The organism is Deltaproteobacteria bacterium (assembly GCA_019912665.1).
In the GTDB taxonomy this organism is placed as follows: domain Bacteria; phylum Desulfobacterota; class GWC2-55-46; order GWC2-55-46; family GWC2-55-46; genus UBA5799.
In genome coordinates, this window is sequence record JAIOIE010000008.1 from 163374 (window position 1) to 180454 (window position 17081).

Below are 17081 nucleotides of genomic sequence, written 5' to 3' on the forward strand. Positions count from 1 at the left end.
GAGGGGGCGGCAGGGCTAGGAAAGAAGAAAAGCGTCGGAAACGGGCCTTTTTCCCTGAAGCGATAGTGATAACTCTAATCCAACTTTCCCCATTGTCAACCTTGCGGCAGTATCTTTTTTGAGACGACTGCTCGGGCTTGCAGGCGAGAACGCGAGCCGCACCTGATTCTTCCCTTTCCTAGCAGGTTGAGGAAAACGCAAACTTCGCTCAGGCTGCGCTCCAGATGCGAGGCCCCCATTCGAATAGGGAAGCGAGGAATGAGCGTATTTTCGTACATGCCGTAGCAAGCGACGACAACGAAGCAGATGGATTTTTCAGCAGCCTGTCAGCTTGCAAAGCGCGCCGGAGATGGCATGCTTTAAAACCGGGAGGTCATCCGCATGGCTCCGCAAGACAGGCGTGAGGATGAAGAGAAGTGGACCGTGCTCAGGAGATACCAGGAGCTCATCGAGACCCCCTTAATGGTGCTGGGGTTCATCTGGCTCGTCCTCATCGTTATCGAGTTCACGCGCGGGCCCGGCGGGGCGGTCGTCGCGGCGAGCACTGCCATTTGGATCATATTCATAGCGGACTTTATCCTGCAGTTCGCCCTTGCCCCGGATAAGAAGGTCTACATAAGGGGCAATCTCCTTACGCTCGTGTCCCTTACAGTCCCGGCCCTCCGGATATTGAGGGCCTTCAAGGCCCTCCAGGCACTCCGGGGGCTCCGGGCGGCGCGCGTCGTAAGGGGCGCAAGGCTCGTCCAGGTCATAGGCTCCGTGAACAGGAGCATGGGCATACTCGGTGAGGTGCTGGGGAGAAGGAAGTTCGGCTATGTCCTCGCACTCACGGCCATTGTCGTCGTCACGGGAGCGGCGGGCATATACGTGCTCGAACGGGAAAACGATGGGTTCGGGACCTTCGGGGCGGCCCTCTGGTGGTCTGCGATGATGATAACCACGATGGGCTCGCAATACTGGCCGCAGACCCCTGAAGGGAGGGTGCTCTGCTTTCTCCTTGCCGTTTACGCGTTCACCGTCTTTGGGTATGTGACCGCCGTCCTCGCAAGCCTCTTCATAGGCTTGGACAGGTTCAGGGAAAGAGGCGTCGAAGAAGCCGAGATCAGGAAGCTACGCGAGGAGGTAAGGGCCGCCCTGGACAAAAGCAAGGGCGAGAAGTGAAACTAACAGGGGTCCAGAAGGATTTTTTCAACATACTGCTTAGGCGGAGAGCCTTGAGATAAGACGCCCCAGGAGCCCCCGGCCTGCCGGGACTTTCCGGCCCGATAACCCGAGTCCGTCCATCGCCCTTGCAGCAAGGCGGCACCATTTCGCTCCCTTGAGGCCCCAGTCGAAGTTCTGGTAAAAAAGCCTCCCCGGATGAGGCGGCTTCGTGAAGTCGTAATCCAGCGCGGGCCTGAACCTCTCAATCCCTATCGGGAAATGTTTAAGCGCGCCCCTCTGGGTCTCGTAGCAGGCGTACATACATGCCTTGAATTCCTTCTCTTCCTCCGTAAGCGCGATGCCGAGGCCCTGCGGGGTGCCCGGCAGGAAGCGCGAGGCCGCAAGCTTTTTCCCGTCAGCGTGATACGAGGTGAATTCCAGAAGGCGCGGCGGCGCCATGCCGGCGGACTCTATGAGAGAGAGGGCCGCGCGCGCTGAAAAAGCCGCGGAGTCGTGGTCCGGGTGGCCGCCCTCATACGGGTGCGTGAGGACGAGCGCCGGTTCCAGGCGCTTTATTATCCCGGCAAGCGCAACGGACGACGTTACGAGGTTGTAGGGAGCCTCCAGGTCGGGCGTGCCTAGGTCTATGAGATCAAGCGGCGCGGTCCTCATGCGGGAGAGCGCTTTTTGAAGCTCGTTTTTCCGGGCTTCGGCGTAATCCCTTCTCGTCCGGAAACCCCTTGCCCGGGCCGCGCGCATGTCCCTTGCCGCGCCGTCGGTTATGTGGACGAAAGCGGCGCTCGTAAGGTATTTCAAGAGCCCGCCCATGCCTATGATTTCGTCGTCAGGGTGCGCGGCTATGACAAGCACCTTTGTGGACGGGCCGTTGCCAAGGACCGCCCGTATGCCAGCTTCATCATAGCCGTCGTGCAATGGCCCGTACCCGGTCATAGCCCGCCCCCCGCTCAAGTATTGATTGCCCGGTAAAGCCAGGACGCCCAGAAGAGTATGAGACGTCCTGTCCTGATTCTCTATTTCAAGCTTAAGCGGAAATCGTCCTGTGTCAAACCCGGCGCCTGTCCCTGCAAGGGATCAGCCGGCCCACGCGCCTCGGAACGGGTTTTGGTCGTTCCGTTTTTTTCAGGGGCATGCATCGTTATACGGAATGAAGGGAACTCGGCGAACTCAACCGCAAGGAGGAGCGCCGCACACAAAAGGGCCGTCTTTTTGCGCCTTGAACGGCCGAACAAGGCCGAAAAGCCCATCGCGGCCAGGACTATAAAGCCCAGCATGGCCGCTCCGCCCGCGCTCGAATATCCCCTTATGAAAGGGAATACCTTGAAGAGAAGGTACTGGGGAAGGAATATCCTGCTTTCGGATGAGACCATCCTCTCCTCGATATCCATTGTAAAGCCGCCGAACGGCATGAAAGGCGGAGATGAAATGAGCACCATCAGGAGCGCGGCCGCGAGGAAAAGAAGCGCCGTCCGCTTCGCCTCAGGCCTTCCGGCCCGTAACGCCCTGAAAATAGCGCAAGCTGAAAGGAATAGGACCGTGTAGCCGAGAAATAACGTATGTTCCGCGTAACTGTGCCCCTTAAGCGGGCCGATTCCAGGTTCAGGCACTAACCTCCCGATAAATGGGTTATGGACGGACGGGAGTAGGTAATCGAAAGGCTTGGCAGAAGAGATGAAAAGGTCGGACAGCCTTCTCGGGTCAAGCCCCTCCCCCACTGAATCTGGAAGGAGCAGGCCAATCAAAAGGGGCCATGCCATCGTGACTACGATTACGGAGAATACAGACCCGGAGATTGCGAAGGCCTTGATGACATACGGCAACCCGGCCTTATCCGGGAGGTGGAAGAGTACGAAGAGAGGGACGAGCAAAATGAAAAAAAGGCCGAGACTGGGGTTTTCGACCGTAAGGAAGCCTGAGACGAGCCCGAGGATAACAGGGTTCGCGTACCCGCCCTCTCTCATTGTCCTCAGAAGGAAAAGGAGAGCGAGAGGGAACCAGTATATGTTTATTGAATGAGCTATCAGATGGCTGTCATGGTAGGGCGAAAAAGCCGCGGCGAGCCCGAACAAGGCGCTCGTTCCCCTGTCCCTTGTAATATAGAAGAGGAGCGAACATGTGGTGAGGGCCAGGAACGGGAAGTTAAGAAGCTTCGTGATATTGAAGGAAGCGACATCTCCGAGCGCTTTGCAAAGCGCATACTGAACAATGGCTGACGGATAGGGGAGCATTGCTCCGGAGAGGCCACGGATTTCCTGCAGAGGACCGCCCGGGAATCCAAAAAATGCACCTGAAATACCTACCGCGAGAGGCCAGGTGTATATGAGAGCGAGAAGGGCGGCCAGGAAAAAGTACGCGAGCGCGAACCGCACCCCTCCGACTTCGGAATGTAAATAAGGCCGTCCGTTTCCAGCCACCTCAAGCCCTTTGGGTAGTACCGGCTATGAGCCTTGCCGCTTCGAGCAGGTTACCGGCATGCCGGTCGGCCAGATGATGGGCATCGCCTATTTTCACGGTCTTGAGGCCTGCCCGGTGACCTGCTATCACGTCCTTTTCCTCGTCGCCTACAAAAAAGCTCCTCTCAAGGTCTATTGAGACACCCCTTGATTGAAAGTCCCTTACGGCCTTGAAGATCATGCCGGGCCTGGGCTTTCTGCACGCGCACCCTTCGTCAATCCCGTGAGGGCAGAAATAGAAAGCGTCTATGCTCCCTCCCCCACGGATGATCTCGCCGGCCATCCTGGCGTGTATCTCCGCGAGCTTGTCGAGTGTCCCGGCCCCTTTCGATATGCACCTTTGGTTCGTAAGGACGACGACAAGGAACCCTGACTCCTTAAGGAGCCGGACCCCTTTCCTGGCCCCTCGTATGAACTTGAACTCTCGCCAGTCCTTGACGAAGTCGTTCCTGAGCTTTTTGTTTATGACGCCGTCCCTGTCCAGGAAAACTGCCCTTGTGTTCTTCAATCCGCACCTCCGAGTAGCTTTTAGTCTCGAATCTTATGCGCCGCCGGTCTCCGGACCTCTCGCGAGCTCGACCTCCCTGAACCGCGCGGTCCCCGAAAGGTCGAGGAGCCCGATGGCGGCTCCTTTCAATCCGTCCTTTTCGAGCACGAACTCCCCGTCGACAAAGAACTGGTAATGCCCGCCTCTGCCGCCGAAGACCTCCATGTCGTGCCAGGAGCCCTTTCCCTTGCTCTTTTCCCGGAGCTCGGCTTTCGAAAGCTCTCTGATGATTTCCGCGCCTTTGAGCTCGGAAAGCCTTGCCGTCCCGCTTGCGGGATCTATGTAGAATGCGGCATAACCGCCGCCCGTTTCTCCCACCACCAGGCCTGCCGGCCCGTCTGCCCATACGAGCGCGCTGAACACAAACGAGCCCCAGGACGGCGCGTCAAGGGGCTTCCTTTTCAGCCCTGAAGGCTTCTCCACCAGCCAGCCGCCGTCCGGAGCGAGCCTTACCGGCTCGGCAGGAGGGGCGCATACGATACAGCTATCGCCGTCAATTGCGCCTTCTCTCGAGAGGACGGAAATTACTCCGTGGCGCTCGCTCACGTGATAGCCGGAATCGAGGAGTTCCCTTTTAAGCCTCCTCAAGAGCCCTTGAGAAGAGAGCCCATCCGCGAGCCTTTCATCGAAGACCACTCTCGAAAACCTTTTTATCTCGCCCAAGTACCCGGCGAGCACGGCATTGTCATCCATGTTTCTCATTACAGGGAACCTGTGCGGCGGAGGGCAGCCGTTCTGGACCGCGATCGCCCCGTCCATGTCCGAAATGACCGGCACGCCCTTTTCACAGGCCCTTGCCAGAAAAAAGTTCGGGGGATAATAGCTGAACCCCGCCGGCCCGTATGCCCCGAGGCCTAACCCCGTCTCCCGAGCGGCCTTCATATGGAACGAAAGCCCGGACCCCTTCTCAGGGCCGCAGTAGCCGCCGCGCTTCATCTCGTCCGCGCATGAGGCCTGCCATCGGGCGCGCTCGTCCTCGTATTTGACGAGATACCGGTTGATGTCCTCCCCGATGGGGCGGGCCAGGTCTATGCTAAGTAGCGGCGAGGCAGTGATCACAGCCGCAGCGTAGAGCCTCGGCCTGCCTGTGCCAATTGCCGCGTGCCTGTAAGCGGTGTGGAATATGAGCGCAAGGGCCGGGGCGAGGAGCCATGCTATGGGGCTTAACTCCAGGGGCACAGGACTCCCGAGCCTGTATGCAAGCCAGGGCGGGAGCATCAGGGCCGTCCCGAAGAGAAAGAGATGCCTTCGTGAAAAACTCCTGCCCGACGATACCTGCCTGTACGCGGTCATGAACAGCCCGGCGAAAAAGATAAGGATAAAGACTTCCCAGAAAAAGAAAGTCCGCGGGGCAGCGCCCTGCCCCTGAGTGAACACCTGCTGAGTCGAGAGAAAGATGCCCATCGCAGTCCCGGAAAAGATATTCACCTCCGGAGGCCTGAAGGCCGCCAGGGTAGAGACAGGGAGGAGGACCCCGGCGATGAGCGCGGCTACGTGGTAAAACAGCCTCTGGTCCCTCCTTGAGACGGCCCTGTAGACCGTCACCGAAAGAAAGGACAGCGCCATGAAAAAACCGAAGGCCGGCTCCCATAAAGAGAGCGCCCCGAAGAGAAAGGCATGGAGATACCCCCTGGCGGAGGCGCCTGCCTCGAGCGCGGCCCATAAGAGATAGAGCCCGGCAATGATCTGGAACTGGCTCTGAAGGGCCCCTAGCCCCGGCGCCCTGACCGCCGCTTCCATGTAATGGAAATTTGTCACAAGGACCAGGGCCGCGATGAGCGCCGCGCCGCGCGAGTTCGTAAGCCTCTTTACAAGCAGGAACGCCACTACCCCGGAGAGCGCGGCCAAAGCGGAGACGAATGATGCGAGTCCGATTGGGGTGGGCCCGAATGCCTTGAGCCAGAGCGTAAGCGCGCCTGCGTTCAGGAATCCATGCTGTACCGAGTAGTGGTGGAAGTAAGGCCATCTGCCTTCGGTAACGGCCGATGCCGATGCCAGGAGAGCGCCCCACTCTCTTATGTCGAGCTCATATGGCGGAAGCTTCACCACGGCAAAGTAAAGCACGAACGCGAATATTGCCGTGGCAGGGCTTGGCCTTTTAAGGCCGAGATGCGCGCCGGATGCCCTGATAAATTCGAGGACAGTTGCCGAATAGAGGACGAAAAAGAGCGCGAACTCCCCTGCCATGAGCCTCATTTCATTTCCGCCAATTGCGGTACTTCCGGGAAGAGCCTGCGGCGCATTGAGGCCCATGGCCTCCCTCACTGTAACCGCCGCCACGGCCAGGAGCGCCGAGTAGATTATGAGCGCAAGCGTCGTGCCTGGCCCGGGCCGCTCCCCTGCCCTGCATGCATAGCGCAAAAGCGCCACGGTCCCGGTAGCGGCAACGGCGAAGGCGGCGAGCCCGGGCCGGAAAGAGAGCCAGCCCAGCACGAGCGCGGCCGGGAGGAGCGCAACGGAGGCCGCCGTATCCTTCCTGAGCCTTAATGTAACCGCTTCAGCGTCCAATGCATTCACCTGATGTGAAAGAATAACCGTATCGGTAAGTTGTTACGGCTTCCCCGCTGATACCGCCGTTTACGCGAAGCCGCTCTTTGGAAGCCCTTCGGCGGCCCTGTATGCCTCAGGCATCCTGATATCGAAAAATTTTCCGTTCACAACGTACCCATAGCCCCCGCACCTGATATATTCCGGGAGAAGCCCTTCCTCGAGGGACGCTTCCCTTAACGGCTCGTCGATAAGGAGCTCCCTTTCGAAGACATAGGCCCCTGCATCTATAAACCCGGCACTGCGCTTGCTCCGCCTCCGTCCAAACGAGACGATCCTGCATTCCTCATTGACCTCGGCCCGCCCGTACCCTCTGGTATCTTCCACTTCCTTCAGGACCATCGTGAAGGGTGCGCCGCTCTCTCTGTGGAAGTTTACGAGGTCGTCTATGTCCGACTCGATGAAAGACTCCCCTCTAAAGACCAGTATCTCCTCTGTCCCTGCAAGCCTGCTTGCCTTGATGAGCGCCCCTCCTGTTCCGAGCGGCTCTTCCTCCCTTGAAAAAACCGTCTCAAAGGGGAGGTCCATCTTTCCGAACCTCTCGAATACCGGTTCAGGACAGGCCGCGAAAATCACTTTTCCAACCACGGCCGAGCCCTCCATCTGCCTGAGGATGAGATCGAGGAAACGCGCTCCGTCCGCCGATTCGCGGGCTTTTCTCATGGATTTCCTCTGCCCGCCCGCGAGAATGACCGCGTCCGCCATGCAGCCCTCCTTTTATGCCTTGAAACTCATGAAATAACGCCCTCGGCAGTTTGCCTTAAGCCGGATTCGACCCGCCGCTCCCTTAGGACCATTATCAGATTGTACGCGGCCACAAGCATATTCACGGCTGCAAGGATTATTACGGTCACGACGAGGCTCCCTTTAAAGACGTTCAAAAGGAGGGCGTGCGCAGCGCCGCCCGCTAGAAGTGAATAGATGAAAGAACTTTTCCCTCTCGCGAGGTTGTAGCTTACTAGGACGCTCACCATGGCGAGCGACATCATGGCTATCCCGTAATATTTAAGGAGCGGGGCGGCCCCCGCGAATTTGGCTCCGAATAGAAGGGTTATCGAAAACTCCGGAATGACGGCGAGCACGAGCACCCCGGCCATCGAAACGGCGAAGGTCACGAGCAGCCCCCTGTCGAGCACGCTCCGCATGTCCCTCTTCCGGGCATGCGAGTCCGTAAGCATGGGGAAAAGCGCCATCACGAACGCTGCCGGGAGATATAGTATGGTCTTCCCGAGCACCGCGGCCGCCGAGTAGAGCCCCGCGTCCTCGGGGCTTGCCCAGTGCTTGACCGTAAGAAGGTCGATATTGAGCATTGCAGTGAAGGCCAGCGATGATATGAGCACCGGGACGCTGTAGGAGGCGATATCTAGCGTCACCCTCTCGCCCCCTGGCCTCTGGCGGAGCACGGAGGCGAGCGGAAGGAAAGTCATGGCTATGACGAAGAGGCCGGGGAAGGCCGCGGCAGCTACCGCGCCGTTAAGGCCGAAACCGAGGAAGACGAAGGCGACTCCCATCGCGAGCTTGGATGCCGCGCCGGCCCAGATGCCAGCCCCGAAATGCCAGAACTTCTGAAGCCCCTGGAGCATTCCCATGTTGACGGTCATGGTGAAGGAGACGACGAGCCCGAACCCGGCTATGATTATCGGAATCCCGTTCTGAAGCTGGAGATAGGCCGCGAGCGGCCCGGATGCGGCTGAGAGCAGAAGGAAAACGACGATGCCGGCCCCGAGCGTAAAGAGAAGCGAGTTCCTGTAGAGGCGCGATACGCGCGCCCCCTCGCCCATGGCGTTGAAGGTGGAGGCGTACCTGGCGACCACGACCATGACGGTCCCTGCCGGTATCCCCAGTATGGAGGTGATGGATAGCGCGGCATTGAGCGCGCCGTAGTCAGTCAGCTCAAGGTTCCTGCTCATGAAGAACTGGAAGAGGTAGTTGCAGAAGTTCCCGGCCATGGAGGTTAAGAAAAGGACGCTCCCGTTTTTTAATAAGCTCATCCATAGACCCCTGGCCGTTTCTCGGGCGTACATCGCGGTATTAATCCCGGCAGATGCCGTTAAGGAGTAACTATACTGGGGTTTTCCGGGCTGTCAACCCGGCCTGCGGGCACGCCATCAGAAGGGGCTTTAAGGGCCTTTGATGAAGGACCGGGCCGCGGCTGCTATAATTAGATTCATGGACAAGAACGTCGTTTCCTACAGGATAGACGCATCGGACAGGATAGTGGAGGCGAGCGACTCCTGGGACGTTTTCGCGGTGGAAAACAAGGCGTCGCAGCTCACGAAAAAAGAGGTGCTCGGCAGGTTTCTATGGGACTTCATCGAGGGGAGCGACACCCGGCACCTCTTCCGGCTCATGCTATCTAAGGCACGGGACACCCTTTCCGCCATGAGGATACCCTTCCGGTGCGACTCGCCCGAGACTAAGCGATTCATGGAGATGGAGATACGCCCGCACCCGGACGACTCGATAGATTTCGTATGCACGACGTTGAAGACCGAAACCCGCACGCCGGTCGCCTTCATCGACCCGGACGTGGACCGCTCCAACGAATGGCGGACCATTTGCAGCTGGTGTAAAAGGATAAAGATGCCCAACGGCGAGTGGGTGGAACTTGATGATGGCATAAGGAAGCTCGACCTGTTCGGCACTAAAAAGCCCCCCAGGATGAGCCACGGCATATGCCCTGAAGACCAGGAAAGGGCCTTCAGGGAGATTGAAAACGCTGGAAAGGCGAAAAGAAAGGCGGCGTAAGCCCGCCGCCTTTCAGTGGAGTCTTTCCTGATGCTCCTTCAGCAAGTCAAGGAGCTCCTCGCTTTCAGGGTACGCCAGGTCGAAATCCCTTACGAAATCGGCTACTACCTCAAGCTCGTCAGGGTCTATCGTCTCGTCATGCGTTATCGCGTTCAGTATGTTCTCAAGCACGGTCTCTACCTCGTCCGGATGGTCGATATCGTCAAGGCGGTCCCTGTACTCCGTAAGCGCGTCGAAGAGCTCCACATTTTCTTCGTTCATTTACCCCACCCCTGGATTGTTTTTTTTACGCCTGAACCGGGCGCTCCCCCCGGACATCCTCTCAATCACGGCGGTACGCTTGAAATCCCCGCCAAATTAAATGGTCCTGCGCGTCCGGACGTCTGGCGTCAGCTGACAGTTTGCCACAAATTTCATTCAGGCTGCTCAAAAAGCTCAAGATGCAAGGAGTCGAAAAATGAGGAATGAGGCGTACTTTTATGGTACGCCGGAGCGTCCAATTTTGAAGACGACGCAGCAGATTGGGCTTTTTCAGCAGCCTGCTAATAAGGAATATAGCACAAGGCCGGGCGGCGTGCAGGCGTCTCCCTATATTTACAGGCGGCCATTACCGGGTAGAATATATGCATGGGAGGCGACTCCAAAGGTCTTTTTGTATACAGGCTCGACGCCCTGGACAGGATAGTCCATGTGAACCGGGCATGGCTTTCCTTTGCCGCCGCGAACGAATCCGAGGCCCTGTCCCCTGAGGCGGTCCTTGATAGGCCGCTCTGGGATTTTATAGCCGACGCGGAGACCCGCCAGGTCTACCGGATGATATTATCGAGGGTAAGATCATCCGGGAAAGAGATCTATATCCCTTTCAGGTGCGACTCCCCCGCCATAAGGAGGTTCATGGAAATGGAGATAGCCCCGCTCGCCGAGGGGACCGTGGAGTTCAGGTGCAAGCTCTTAAGGGCCGAGAAGAGGCTGCCTGTCGCCCTCCTCGACCCGGCCGTTGACCGATCCAACGAGTTTCTGCAGATATGCGGCTGGTGCAAACGGATAAACCTTGACGGGGGCTGGGTCGAGACCGAAGAGGCCGTAAAGAGGCTCGACCTTTTCGGGGCTGAGAGGCTCCCCCGCCTGACTCACGGGATATGCCCTGACTGCCACGCCATTGCCATGAGGGAGCTCGAAAGGACGAAAGGCGAAGGGGATGGCCCTGGCTGACGAATAGAAGCCGGGACCTTAAAAAAAATGCTGGATTCAGCTTGAGAGAAGTGTTATTTTCTTTATGTTGAAGTTCAGGAGGGCTTTGCGTAAGCGAAGCTCGTTTTTGTTTCTGCAGGAAAAGAGGGGTTTCCTCTAAAAATCAGGTATTTTTTTCGAGGTCGAGGCAGGGCGAAAACAAAAAGCGGAGCATATGTTGCAATATGTGAGCATTTTTGTTTTTGCCCTACGAAGAGATCGGGGAAAAGAACGATTTTTAGAGGAACCCTAAAATCGGGGCGTGGCTCAGCCTGGTAGAGCACCGCGTTCGGGACGCGGGGGCCGGAGGTTCGAATCCTCTCGCCCCGACCATTTAAAAAGGGACCAGCCGGAAACGGCTGGTCCCTTTTTTATTTTACACTCACGATGGATGGCGGGGCACAACCCCCTACTCTTCAAACCCACCCCGAAAGAAAGCTTACCACCGAGTCCAGGCTTGCGGCCAGCGCATCTTTTGGCCGAAGGCCCTTCCGCAGATGATATATGAAGACCGGCACGCCGATTATCACAAAGAAGGCCGCTTCCAGCACGAGTAAGACTATGGCCTGGGCCGCCCACTCCCGGAGCCAGGGATTGAAGGCCAGGAATAAAGTCAGCGCGTTAAGAAGCAATACGACCCAAAAGACCCCTTTTATCATCCGGCCCACCGCCTAACTTCAAACAAGCTGTCATTCACTTTAATGCCCCAAAATATAAAAAGGGACCAGCCGTTTTGTCTGGTCCCTTTTTTGATGCGGGCCTCACCTCGGCCCCGCCCTTCCGGTCTTTCTGTATATCTCCTCTATCCGAGCCGTTGCCACCGGGTGCCCCGGCACTATCCTGTCCACCGCCCGCCAGTGTTCGAGCGCCTCGTCGTATTTCTCCCAGCGCTCAAGCTCAAGGGCCTTGTCCATCTCCCAGCCGTGGTAAACCTTCCAGTCGCCCTCCTCTCGGACGAGGAAGAGGATAACGGGGTTCGTCCCTCTGGGTATGCTCCCTTTCAAGTAGCGGTTCTTCAAGGCCCTGTCGAACTCGCCGTATTCCATGCCGCTAGCGGCCGCGCCGAAGGCGAAGCCGAGCATGTCGCCCATGACTATGTCGAGCCTCGGCATTACTACCGAGGCTGCCACAACGGCCCTCATGCCTTCCGTCTCGGTGCTCAGTATGGAAACCTTCGCTTGCTTTGCAAGCTTGGCCGCGATGGTGTCCGATTCGACCTCATGGATCATGTCGTATGACTTCCGCTCCTTGACCGCCCTGTCGCGCTCCGAGGCGCAGTTCCAGGTGGCATCAAGGTCGTTCTCAAAAAAGGCGTTCAGGTAATTTTCCGCGGCCTTCTCGGGAGTAGACCCGCAGGAGCGAGTGCACCCCGAGGACGCGATGAGGACAAAGGCGGCGAGGGATGCAAGAAGCACATGCCGGAATCGGCCATTTCCGCCTGTCTTAAAACCCATGGGATTCCCTCTCGGACCTGTACTGCTTAAGCCCAGGCACCTCAAGCTCTACGAGCTTCCAGCCGGAGCCCTTCGCGTAGTCCATGGTGCACCTGTGGTTGAAAGACACGTTGTTGACGGAGAACGAGCCTTCGGCCTGGTACCTGCCGCCCTCGATATTCTTTACCGAGGCGGGACTCCACTGGAATGATTCCACATGGCCGTCGTCCTCGAGCTCGGCCCGCACGAACCCCTCGCACTCCTGCCTCGCCGTGAATCTTATGGCCTGGGGGCTTCCGGGCTCCACCACGCGCGTGAAGGTCATGGAGACCTCGGCTTCGTCAACTGGGTCGTAGAGCTCGTAATGCCGCTCGTCCGGCTCGAACTCCGCCGCTGCCGCAACGACGAATCCAAAGGTGCAGGCGTAGTCTGAGGCGAAGAGCACGGTTCCTTCGGCCTCGGCGCTGCCCGCGCTATCGAGCTCAACGTACATGGGAAGGCTCTTTATAATGTCGCAGCCGTCTACCAGCGGCGGATGGACTGTAGTAATGCGCGCGGCGCCGTCCGGAGGGCCGTTTATTTTTAGCTTTATCGGGAACTGCATCCCCTCCGGTTGCTTTATGTCGCCTTCGAGCCGGGCAGGGCCGGTCAGGTATATTGAGAGTCCGTCGCTTCCGTAGCCGTTCGAAGTCTGGCTGCCGACCGCTTTCGGGGTCTTGTCGCACCCTGTGATAATGAGGAGAAGGAGAAAGATGAGCGCGCCGGCAGCGGGCCTGTAAAACCTTCCTGACATCGAAAGCCTCCTTTAAGGTCAGTATTCCTTAACTAATCGGAAGTTTCCGGCAATTCCTTAAGCAAAATCAAGCAGTAAGGGCCAGGGGATGGCGATTCGGGCAGACCGGAAATGAACCGCCGGCACGCGGGTGATGCGGATATTATATCCAATTTGTCAAAAAAAACTTTAGGGGCGGCGACTCGAGGTCGCCGCCCCTAAAGGGCACTGCGGGCATTGGGCGGGGGGCAAAGCGGCTATGTGCTGCGGTCCTATCGTCAGGAGGGAATCAGCTCTACTCTCTCGCAATCGCGTAATTTCTATGCAACGTCCCTATATTCCGTATGGGTCTCTTCCGCCATCCGCTTAAGCTTCCCGATGGCCTTGGCCTCTATCTGCCTTACCCTCTCTCTCGTGAGCCCGAACTCCCTGCCCACTGTCTCGAGAGTCTTTGGCTCCTCTCCGTCAAGGCCGAAGCGCTCCCTTATGACCACCTTCTCGTTCTCGTCAAGGCATTCGAGCCACTTCCTCACCTTTTCAGCCCTGTCCGCCATGTCAACGGCCTCCATGGGCGGCGGGAAGGTCTCGTCGACTATCCTTTCCATGAGCGACTGGTCGGCGTCCTCCGCGACCGGGCTCTCAAGGGAGTAGCTCTTACGAGTTATCCCGTTGAGCTTCTTTACATACCTTCCTGAAAGGCCCGTCCTCTCGGAAAGCTCCCTTATGTCCGGCTCACGTCCCAGTTCGCTCGTTAAGTCCCTCTCGGCCCTGGCCATCCTGGCGAGGTCGGTCGAGACGTGTATCGGAAGCCTCACCGTATCGGCCTGGTTTGCTACGGCCCTGTCTATCGACTGCTTTATCCAGTAGGTCGCGTAAGTCGAAAACTTGCATCCCTTTGAGGCGCTGAAGCGCTCCGCCGATTTTATGAGGCCTATGTTCCCTTCCTCTATGAGGTCCTGGAGCGGAAGGCCCCTGTTGAGGTGCCTTTTGGCGATATTCACGACTAGCCTCAGGTTCGCCTCTATGAGCGTCTTCCGGGCCTCGCCGTCGCCCTTCGCTATCCTCCTTGCAAGCGCCTTTTCCTCGGCTGCCGTAAGGAGCCTTATCTTCCTTATTTCTCTGAAGTACGCTGTTACCGAGTCGGAGCCGGCCTTTTTCTCTCCGGACTCTCCGGTTGACGGCGGCCTGCCCCTTCGGACCGGCCGCGCTGTATCGTCCTTTTCCATGGCCTCCCCCTGTATCAGGCGAGGCCTGCCGTTACGGCGGATTGCCAACTTATCAGGAAGAGCGGGATAATCCCGTAGTCAGTGGTTATTTCATCAGGTAAACGAGAACCGGGAGCCTTGACTCCCGGTCCTCCAGCATCAGAAGTTCGCCTCGGCGTATTTCTCCAACCCCGCCTGATCGGGCTTCATCCCCTTCTCTCCCTGTTTCCAGTTGGCCGGGCAGACCTCGCCGTATTTTTCGTTGAACTGGATCGCGTCCAGCACCCTCAAGACCTCGTCCACGTTCCTTCCTAGCGGGAGGTCGTTTATGGTTATGTGGCGTATCTTGCCGAGCTTGTCTATGATAAACAGGCCTCTCAGGGCTATGCCCGGCTTCTCCACAAGCACGCCGTAGCTCCTGCTTATGGATTTGTCGAGGTCGGAGACGAGCGGGTATTCTATTTCCCCTATGCCGCCTTTTTTCCTGGGGGTGTTCCTCCAGGCGATGTGCGAGAACTGGCTGTCGACCGAGACCCCCATCACCTGCGCGTTCCTGGCGTGGAACTCGTCTATCCTGTCGCTCATCGATATTATTTCGGTCGGGCATACGAACGTGAAGTCGAGCGGGTAGAAAAAGAGCACCACGTACTTGCCCCTGTAATCCGAGAGCTTGATCTCCTTTACCGAGCCGTCCTCCATGACCGAAGTCGCCTTGAAGTCCGGGGCCTCGTTCTGAACTACTGCCATTGTCTCCGCCATTTCCTTTTTCTCCTTCTTTTTTAGTTTGTTTGCTTTAGACGGCACCTGTTGCAAAGGCCGTAAAAGTCTATATGGTTGCCTGTGGTGGTGAACTCCCTTGTCACCTCATCCGGCAGCTTAAGCGACACTGAATAATCCACGAAGACGTCGCCTATCCTTCCGCACCCGGTGCACATGATATGGTGGTGCGGGGCCGGATTGGGGTCGAAATGCTTCCTCTCCGGGTCTATCGTCACCTCCATTATCTCGCCCCTCTCCTTGAGGGCCTGGATGGTGTTGTAGACCGTGGCAAAGGAGACCGTCGGATACCTCTTTTTTATCTCGGTATAGATGTCCTCCGCAGTGGGGTGGCTGGTGTTCCCCTCCAGGAACTTGAGGATCGCGAGCCTCTGCGGCGTGAGCTTGAAACCCATCCCCCGGTACTTTCTTACTATCCTCTCCATCTCGGCTCCTTCTTGAACTAACAATTACTACTTAAGAATAATTCTATTATAGAATAAAAAAAATATATGTCAAGGCCTTCCGCGAAAAATATATAACTGCCGGTTTTTATTAAATTAATTTTGCCGGAAAGGCCCGCTTCCCCCCGCCTTTTCAAGGGCCTCTTCGAGGAAATCTATTGAAGGGATGCTCCAGATTATGAGCGATAACGAAATAGCGGCCAGCAAGAAAAAGTCCACGTACATGGCGCTCAGGAAAAAGAGGAAAAACCCGAATATGAGGACCGCCTCGGCAAATAACATCGATATCACGGGCGTCAACACAAGGTGCCTCATGAGTGAGTCCGCCTCGTTGACCCTGGCCTTTAACGCCTCCTTCGAATAGCGCCTCCTGGATATCGAGGCCGAAGCCCCGATCGCAACGGCGCTCAACCCGTAGAAGATGCCCCTCAAGAGGTGCTCGCTCATGCCGGGGCTGAACCCCCTGAAGTAGATATACAGATATTTAAGGAGCACCACGACCCCGGCGTACATGAATACGAACGAGGCCGCGAAGACCGCGACCATCACGCTCGAACGCCTCAAGCCTGAAAGGAATTCCCTGTCGACCGCCATATTTATGATTTCCGTCATGTCCGGCCCAGGCCGGACCGTGTTATCGAAATGAAAACTGGCTGCAAGCCTTTTTTTGAGTTAAGATTCCATAACTAAGCTAAAACAAATAAGGCCCCGAATCAAGGAGGTTTTTATATGCTCTTCCTTACCATGCACATGGTCCACGTCCTTACGGTCATACTGTGGATAGGCGGGCTCGCCTTCGTTACGGGCATAGTCCTCCCCATGGCAATAAAGACGCCCGACCCGCTCCAGAAGGTGCTTACCTTTCAGCGAATAGAGCACAGGTTCGCGCCGCTTGCGAAGGTTTATAACATAATCGTCGGCATATCCGGCTTTGTAATGGTCTGGCAGACGGGCTGGTACGAGCTTTACTTCCAGCCAGGCGGCTGGGCGCTCACCTTCATGACCGCCGTCTGGGTCTTCTGGTTCGTGATGCTCGTAGGGCTCGAGCCCATTGTGATTAAAAAGATGCTGGACAGGATGGCCCGGGAAGGCGCGACAATGGACATTGACGGGATATTCAGGAAGGTAAAGACGCTCCATTGGGTGATGGTTGCCATATCACTGGCCGCCTCGGCAGCCGGCGTGCTCGTGGCGCACGGCTAAAGCGGATAGTTCCTATCCGGCTATCTTAAGGCCTTCCAATTTGAGGAGGGCCTTTTTGATTTCTATTCCGCCAGAGAACCCTCCCAGCCTTGAATCCGCTGCCACCACCCTGTGGCAGGGGACAATGATTGGAACGGGGTTCCTGCCGCACGCGCCGCCTACGGCCCTGGAAGCGCCAGGCTTTCCAATACGTTTTGCAACCTCGCCGTAGGTCTTAACGCTCCCCCACGGAATACGCTTAAGCTCCTCCCATACGGCCCTGTCGAATTCAGTGCCCGAAAGGCTCAATGGAACCCTGAACTCGACGGCTATACCCCGGAAGTATTCATCGAGCATCCTGAAAAGGGCGGCAAAGGACGAGGCCCTCTCAACGGGCTCGGCCCCGTCCGCACGCAAGCAAGAGAGGAACTCTCTTATTTCCCTGCGTATGCTCAAATGAGTGAGCCCCCGCTGGTCAGACGCAGCGAGTATCAATCCGAGCGGTGATTCGTAAGCCGCCCAGTCCATTCTCTTAATCTTTTCCATTTCAAAATGATAAAACAGGTGCCGCAAAGAAGGCAAC

At 57.3% G+C, this 17081-nt stretch carries 19 protein-coding genes and 1 tRNA gene; 5 read left to right on the plus strand and 15 right to left on the minus strand.

The genetic code is table 11. The annotated features are described in order from the left end of the window. Positions 1-381: 381 nt before the first annotated feature. Positions 382-1161, plus strand: a complete 780-nt coding sequence (locus tag K8I01_03465; protein MBZ0219476.1) for an ion transporter — start codon at positions 382-384, stop codon at positions 1159-1161. A 39-nt stretch (positions 1162-1200) separates the two neighbouring features. Here K8I01_03465 and K8I01_03470 read toward each other — a convergent pair whose 3' ends face one another. From K8I01_03470 to K8I01_03495, 6 genes are all read right to left on the minus strand, one after another. Then, entirely contained in the window at positions 1201-2094 is an 894-nt protein-coding gene (locus tag K8I01_03470) for a PIG-L family deacetylase (protein ID MBZ0219477.1), read from the minus strand. Between the two features lie 80 nt (positions 2095-2174). Then, on the minus strand, positions 2175-3389 hold the full coding sequence (locus K8I01_03475; protein ID MBZ0219478.1) for a hypothetical protein: 1215 nt from the start codon (positions 3387-3389) through the stop codon (positions 2175-2177). A gap of 187 nt (positions 3390-3576) precedes the next feature. Continuing rightward, positions 3577-4122, minus strand: a complete 546-nt coding sequence (locus K8I01_03480) for an HAD family hydrolase (GenBank protein ID MBZ0219479.1) — start codon at positions 4120-4122, stop codon at positions 3577-3579. 33 nt (positions 4123-4155) lie between these two features. After that, on the minus strand, positions 4156-6669 hold the full coding sequence (locus K8I01_03485) for a hypothetical protein (GenBank protein MBZ0219480.1): 2514 nt from the start codon (positions 6667-6669) through the stop codon (positions 4156-4158). A 69-nt stretch (positions 6670-6738) separates the two neighbouring features. Beyond that, positions 6739-7413, minus strand: coding sequence for a hypothetical protein (locus K8I01_03490; GenBank protein ID MBZ0219481.1), 675 nt, complete (start codon positions 7411-7413; stop codon positions 6739-6741). A gap of 26 nt (positions 7414-7439) precedes the next feature. Beyond that, on the minus strand, positions 7440-8699 hold the full coding sequence (locus K8I01_03495) for an oligosaccharide flippase family protein (protein MBZ0219482.1): 1260 nt from the start codon (positions 8697-8699) through the stop codon (positions 7440-7442). A gap of 142 nt (positions 8700-8841) precedes the next feature. Here K8I01_03495 and K8I01_03500 point away from each other — a divergent pair, with 142 nt between their 5' ends. Then, complete coding sequence (locus tag K8I01_03500; protein ID MBZ0219483.1) at positions 8842-9456, plus strand: hypothetical protein; 615 nt, start codon at positions 8842-8844, stop codon at positions 9454-9456. Positions 9457-9468: 12 nt separating this feature from the next. Here the strand turns inward: K8I01_03500 and K8I01_03505 are convergent, their stop codons facing one another. After that, the gene (locus K8I01_03505; GenBank protein ID MBZ0219484.1) at positions 9469-9717 is read right to left on the minus strand and encodes a hypothetical protein; all 249 of its coding nucleotides are present in this window, start codon (positions 9715-9717) and stop codon (positions 9469-9471) included. A 366-nt stretch (positions 9718-10083) separates the two neighbouring features. Between K8I01_03505 and K8I01_03510 the strand changes: the two genes are divergently transcribed. Continuing rightward, entirely contained in the window at positions 10084-10668 is a 585-nt protein-coding gene (locus tag K8I01_03510; GenBank protein MBZ0219485.1) for a hypothetical protein, read from the plus strand. A 274-nt stretch (positions 10669-10942) separates the two neighbouring features. Then, a tRNA-Pro gene (locus K8I01_03515) sits at positions 10943-11019 on the plus strand. A gap of 83 nt (positions 11020-11102) precedes the next feature. Here K8I01_03515 and K8I01_03520 read toward each other — a convergent pair. The 7 genes from K8I01_03520 to K8I01_03550 all read right to left on the minus strand — a co-directional run bounded on the left by K8I01_03520 (position 11103) and on the right by K8I01_03550 (position 15910). Further along, on the minus strand, positions 11103-11345 hold the full coding sequence (locus tag K8I01_03520) for a hypothetical protein (GenBank protein ID MBZ0219486.1): 243 nt from the start codon (positions 11343-11345) through the stop codon (positions 11103-11105). Positions 11346-11447: 102 nt separating this feature from the next. Continuing rightward, on the minus strand, positions 11448-12140 hold the full coding sequence (locus tag K8I01_03525) for a hypothetical protein (GenBank protein ID MBZ0219487.1): 693 nt from the start codon (positions 12138-12140) through the stop codon (positions 11448-11450). Further along, positions 12130-12912 (minus strand): hypothetical protein, encoded by a 783-nt coding sequence (locus K8I01_03530; GenBank protein MBZ0219488.1) that lies wholly within the window; start codon positions 12910-12912, stop codon positions 12130-12132. Before K8I01_03530 ends, K8I01_03525 begins: the two co-directional genes overlap by 11 nt. A 299-nt stretch (positions 12913-13211) precedes the next feature. After that, on the minus strand, positions 13212-14117 hold the full coding sequence (locus tag K8I01_03535) for an RNA polymerase sigma factor RpoD/SigA (protein ID MBZ0219489.1): 906 nt from the start codon (positions 14115-14117) through the stop codon (positions 13212-13214). A 138-nt stretch (positions 14118-14255) separates the two neighbouring features. Beyond that, entirely contained in the window at positions 14256-14855 is a 600-nt protein-coding gene (locus K8I01_03540) for a peroxiredoxin (GenBank protein ID MBZ0219490.1), read from the minus strand. 20 nt (positions 14856-14875) lie between these two features. Then, positions 14876-15298, minus strand: a complete 423-nt coding sequence (locus tag K8I01_03545) for a transcriptional repressor (GenBank protein MBZ0219491.1) — start codon at positions 15296-15298, stop codon at positions 14876-14878. 114 nt (positions 15299-15412) lie between these two features. Beyond that, positions 15413-15910 (minus strand): hypothetical protein, encoded by a 498-nt coding sequence (locus K8I01_03550; GenBank protein ID MBZ0219492.1) that lies wholly within the window; start codon positions 15908-15910, stop codon positions 15413-15415. A gap of 135 nt (positions 15911-16045) precedes the next feature. Here K8I01_03550 and K8I01_03555 point away from each other — a divergent pair, with 135 nt between their 5' ends. Beyond that, positions 16046-16519 (plus strand): hypothetical protein, encoded by a 474-nt coding sequence (locus tag K8I01_03555; protein MBZ0219493.1) that lies wholly within the window; start codon positions 16046-16048, stop codon positions 16517-16519. 12 nt (positions 16520-16531) lie between these two features. On the opposite strand, the gene K8I01_03560 is transcribed toward K8I01_03555, so the two are convergent. Next, entirely contained in the window at positions 16532-17026 is a 495-nt protein-coding gene (locus K8I01_03560) for a methylated-DNA--[protein]-cysteine S-methyltransferase (GenBank protein ID MBZ0219494.1), read from the minus strand. Between the last annotated feature and the right edge of the window lie 55 nt (positions 17027-17081).

Bases quoted from the DNA above. Each gene is read 5' to 3' on its own strand.
- K8I01_03495 (MBZ0219482.1), bottom strand. From the start codon at position 8,699: ATGAGCTTATTAAAAAACGGGAGCGTCCTTTTCTTAACCTCCATGGCC.
- K8I01_03475 (MBZ0219478.1), bottom strand. From the start codon at position 3,389: ATGCTCCCCTATCCGTCAGCCATTGTTCAGTATGCGCTTTGCAAAGCG.
- K8I01_03500 (MBZ0219483.1), top strand. From the start codon at position 8,842: ATGAAGGACCGGGCCGCGGCTGCTATAATTAGATTCATGGACAAGAAC.
- K8I01_03555 (MBZ0219493.1), top strand. From the start codon at position 16,046: ATGCTCTTCCTTACCATGCACATGGTCCACGTCCTTACGGTCATACTG.
- K8I01_03505 (MBZ0219484.1), bottom strand. From the start codon at position 9,717: ATGAACGAAGAAAATGTGGAGCTCTTCGACGCGCTTACGGAGTACAGG.
- K8I01_03520 (MBZ0219486.1), bottom strand. From the start codon at position 11,345: ATGATAAAAGGGGTCTTTTGGGTCGTATTGCTTCTTAACGCGCTGACT.
- K8I01_03470 (MBZ0219477.1), bottom strand. From the start codon at position 2,094: ATGACCGGGTACGGGCCATTGCACGACGGCTATGATGAAGCTGGCATA.
- K8I01_03530 (MBZ0219488.1), bottom strand. From the start codon at position 12,912: ATGTCAGGAAGGTTTTACAGGCCCGCTGCCGGCGCGCTCATCTTTCTC.
- K8I01_03550 (MBZ0219492.1), bottom strand. From the start codon at position 15,910: ATGGCGGTCGACAGGGAATTCCTTTCAGGCTTGAGGCGTTCGAGCGTG.
- K8I01_03510 (MBZ0219485.1), top strand. From the start codon at position 10,084: ATGGGAGGCGACTCCAAAGGTCTTTTTGTATACAGGCTCGACGCCCTG.
- K8I01_03535 (MBZ0219489.1), bottom strand. From the start codon at position 14,117: ATGGAAAAGGACGATACAGCGCGGCCGGTCCGAAGGGGCAGGCCGCCG.
- K8I01_03490 (MBZ0219481.1), bottom strand. From the start codon at position 7,413: ATGGCGGACGCGGTCATTCTCGCGGGCGGGCAGAGGAAATCCATGAGA.
- K8I01_03525 (MBZ0219487.1), bottom strand. From the start codon at position 12,140: ATGGGTTTTAAGACAGGCGGAAATGGCCGATTCCGGCATGTGCTTCTT.
- K8I01_03465 (MBZ0219476.1), top strand. From the start codon at position 382: ATGGCTCCGCAAGACAGGCGTGAGGATGAAGAGAAGTGGACCGTGCTC.
- K8I01_03545 (MBZ0219491.1), bottom strand. From the start codon at position 15,298: ATGGAGAGGATAGTAAGAAAGTACCGGGGGATGGGTTTCAAGCTCACG.
- K8I01_03540 (MBZ0219490.1), bottom strand. From the start codon at position 14,855: ATGGCGGAGACAATGGCAGTAGTTCAGAACGAGGCCCCGGACTTCAAG.
- K8I01_03560 (MBZ0219494.1), bottom strand. From the start codon at position 17,026: ATGGACTGGGCGGCTTACGAATCACCGCTCGGATTGATACTCGCTGCG.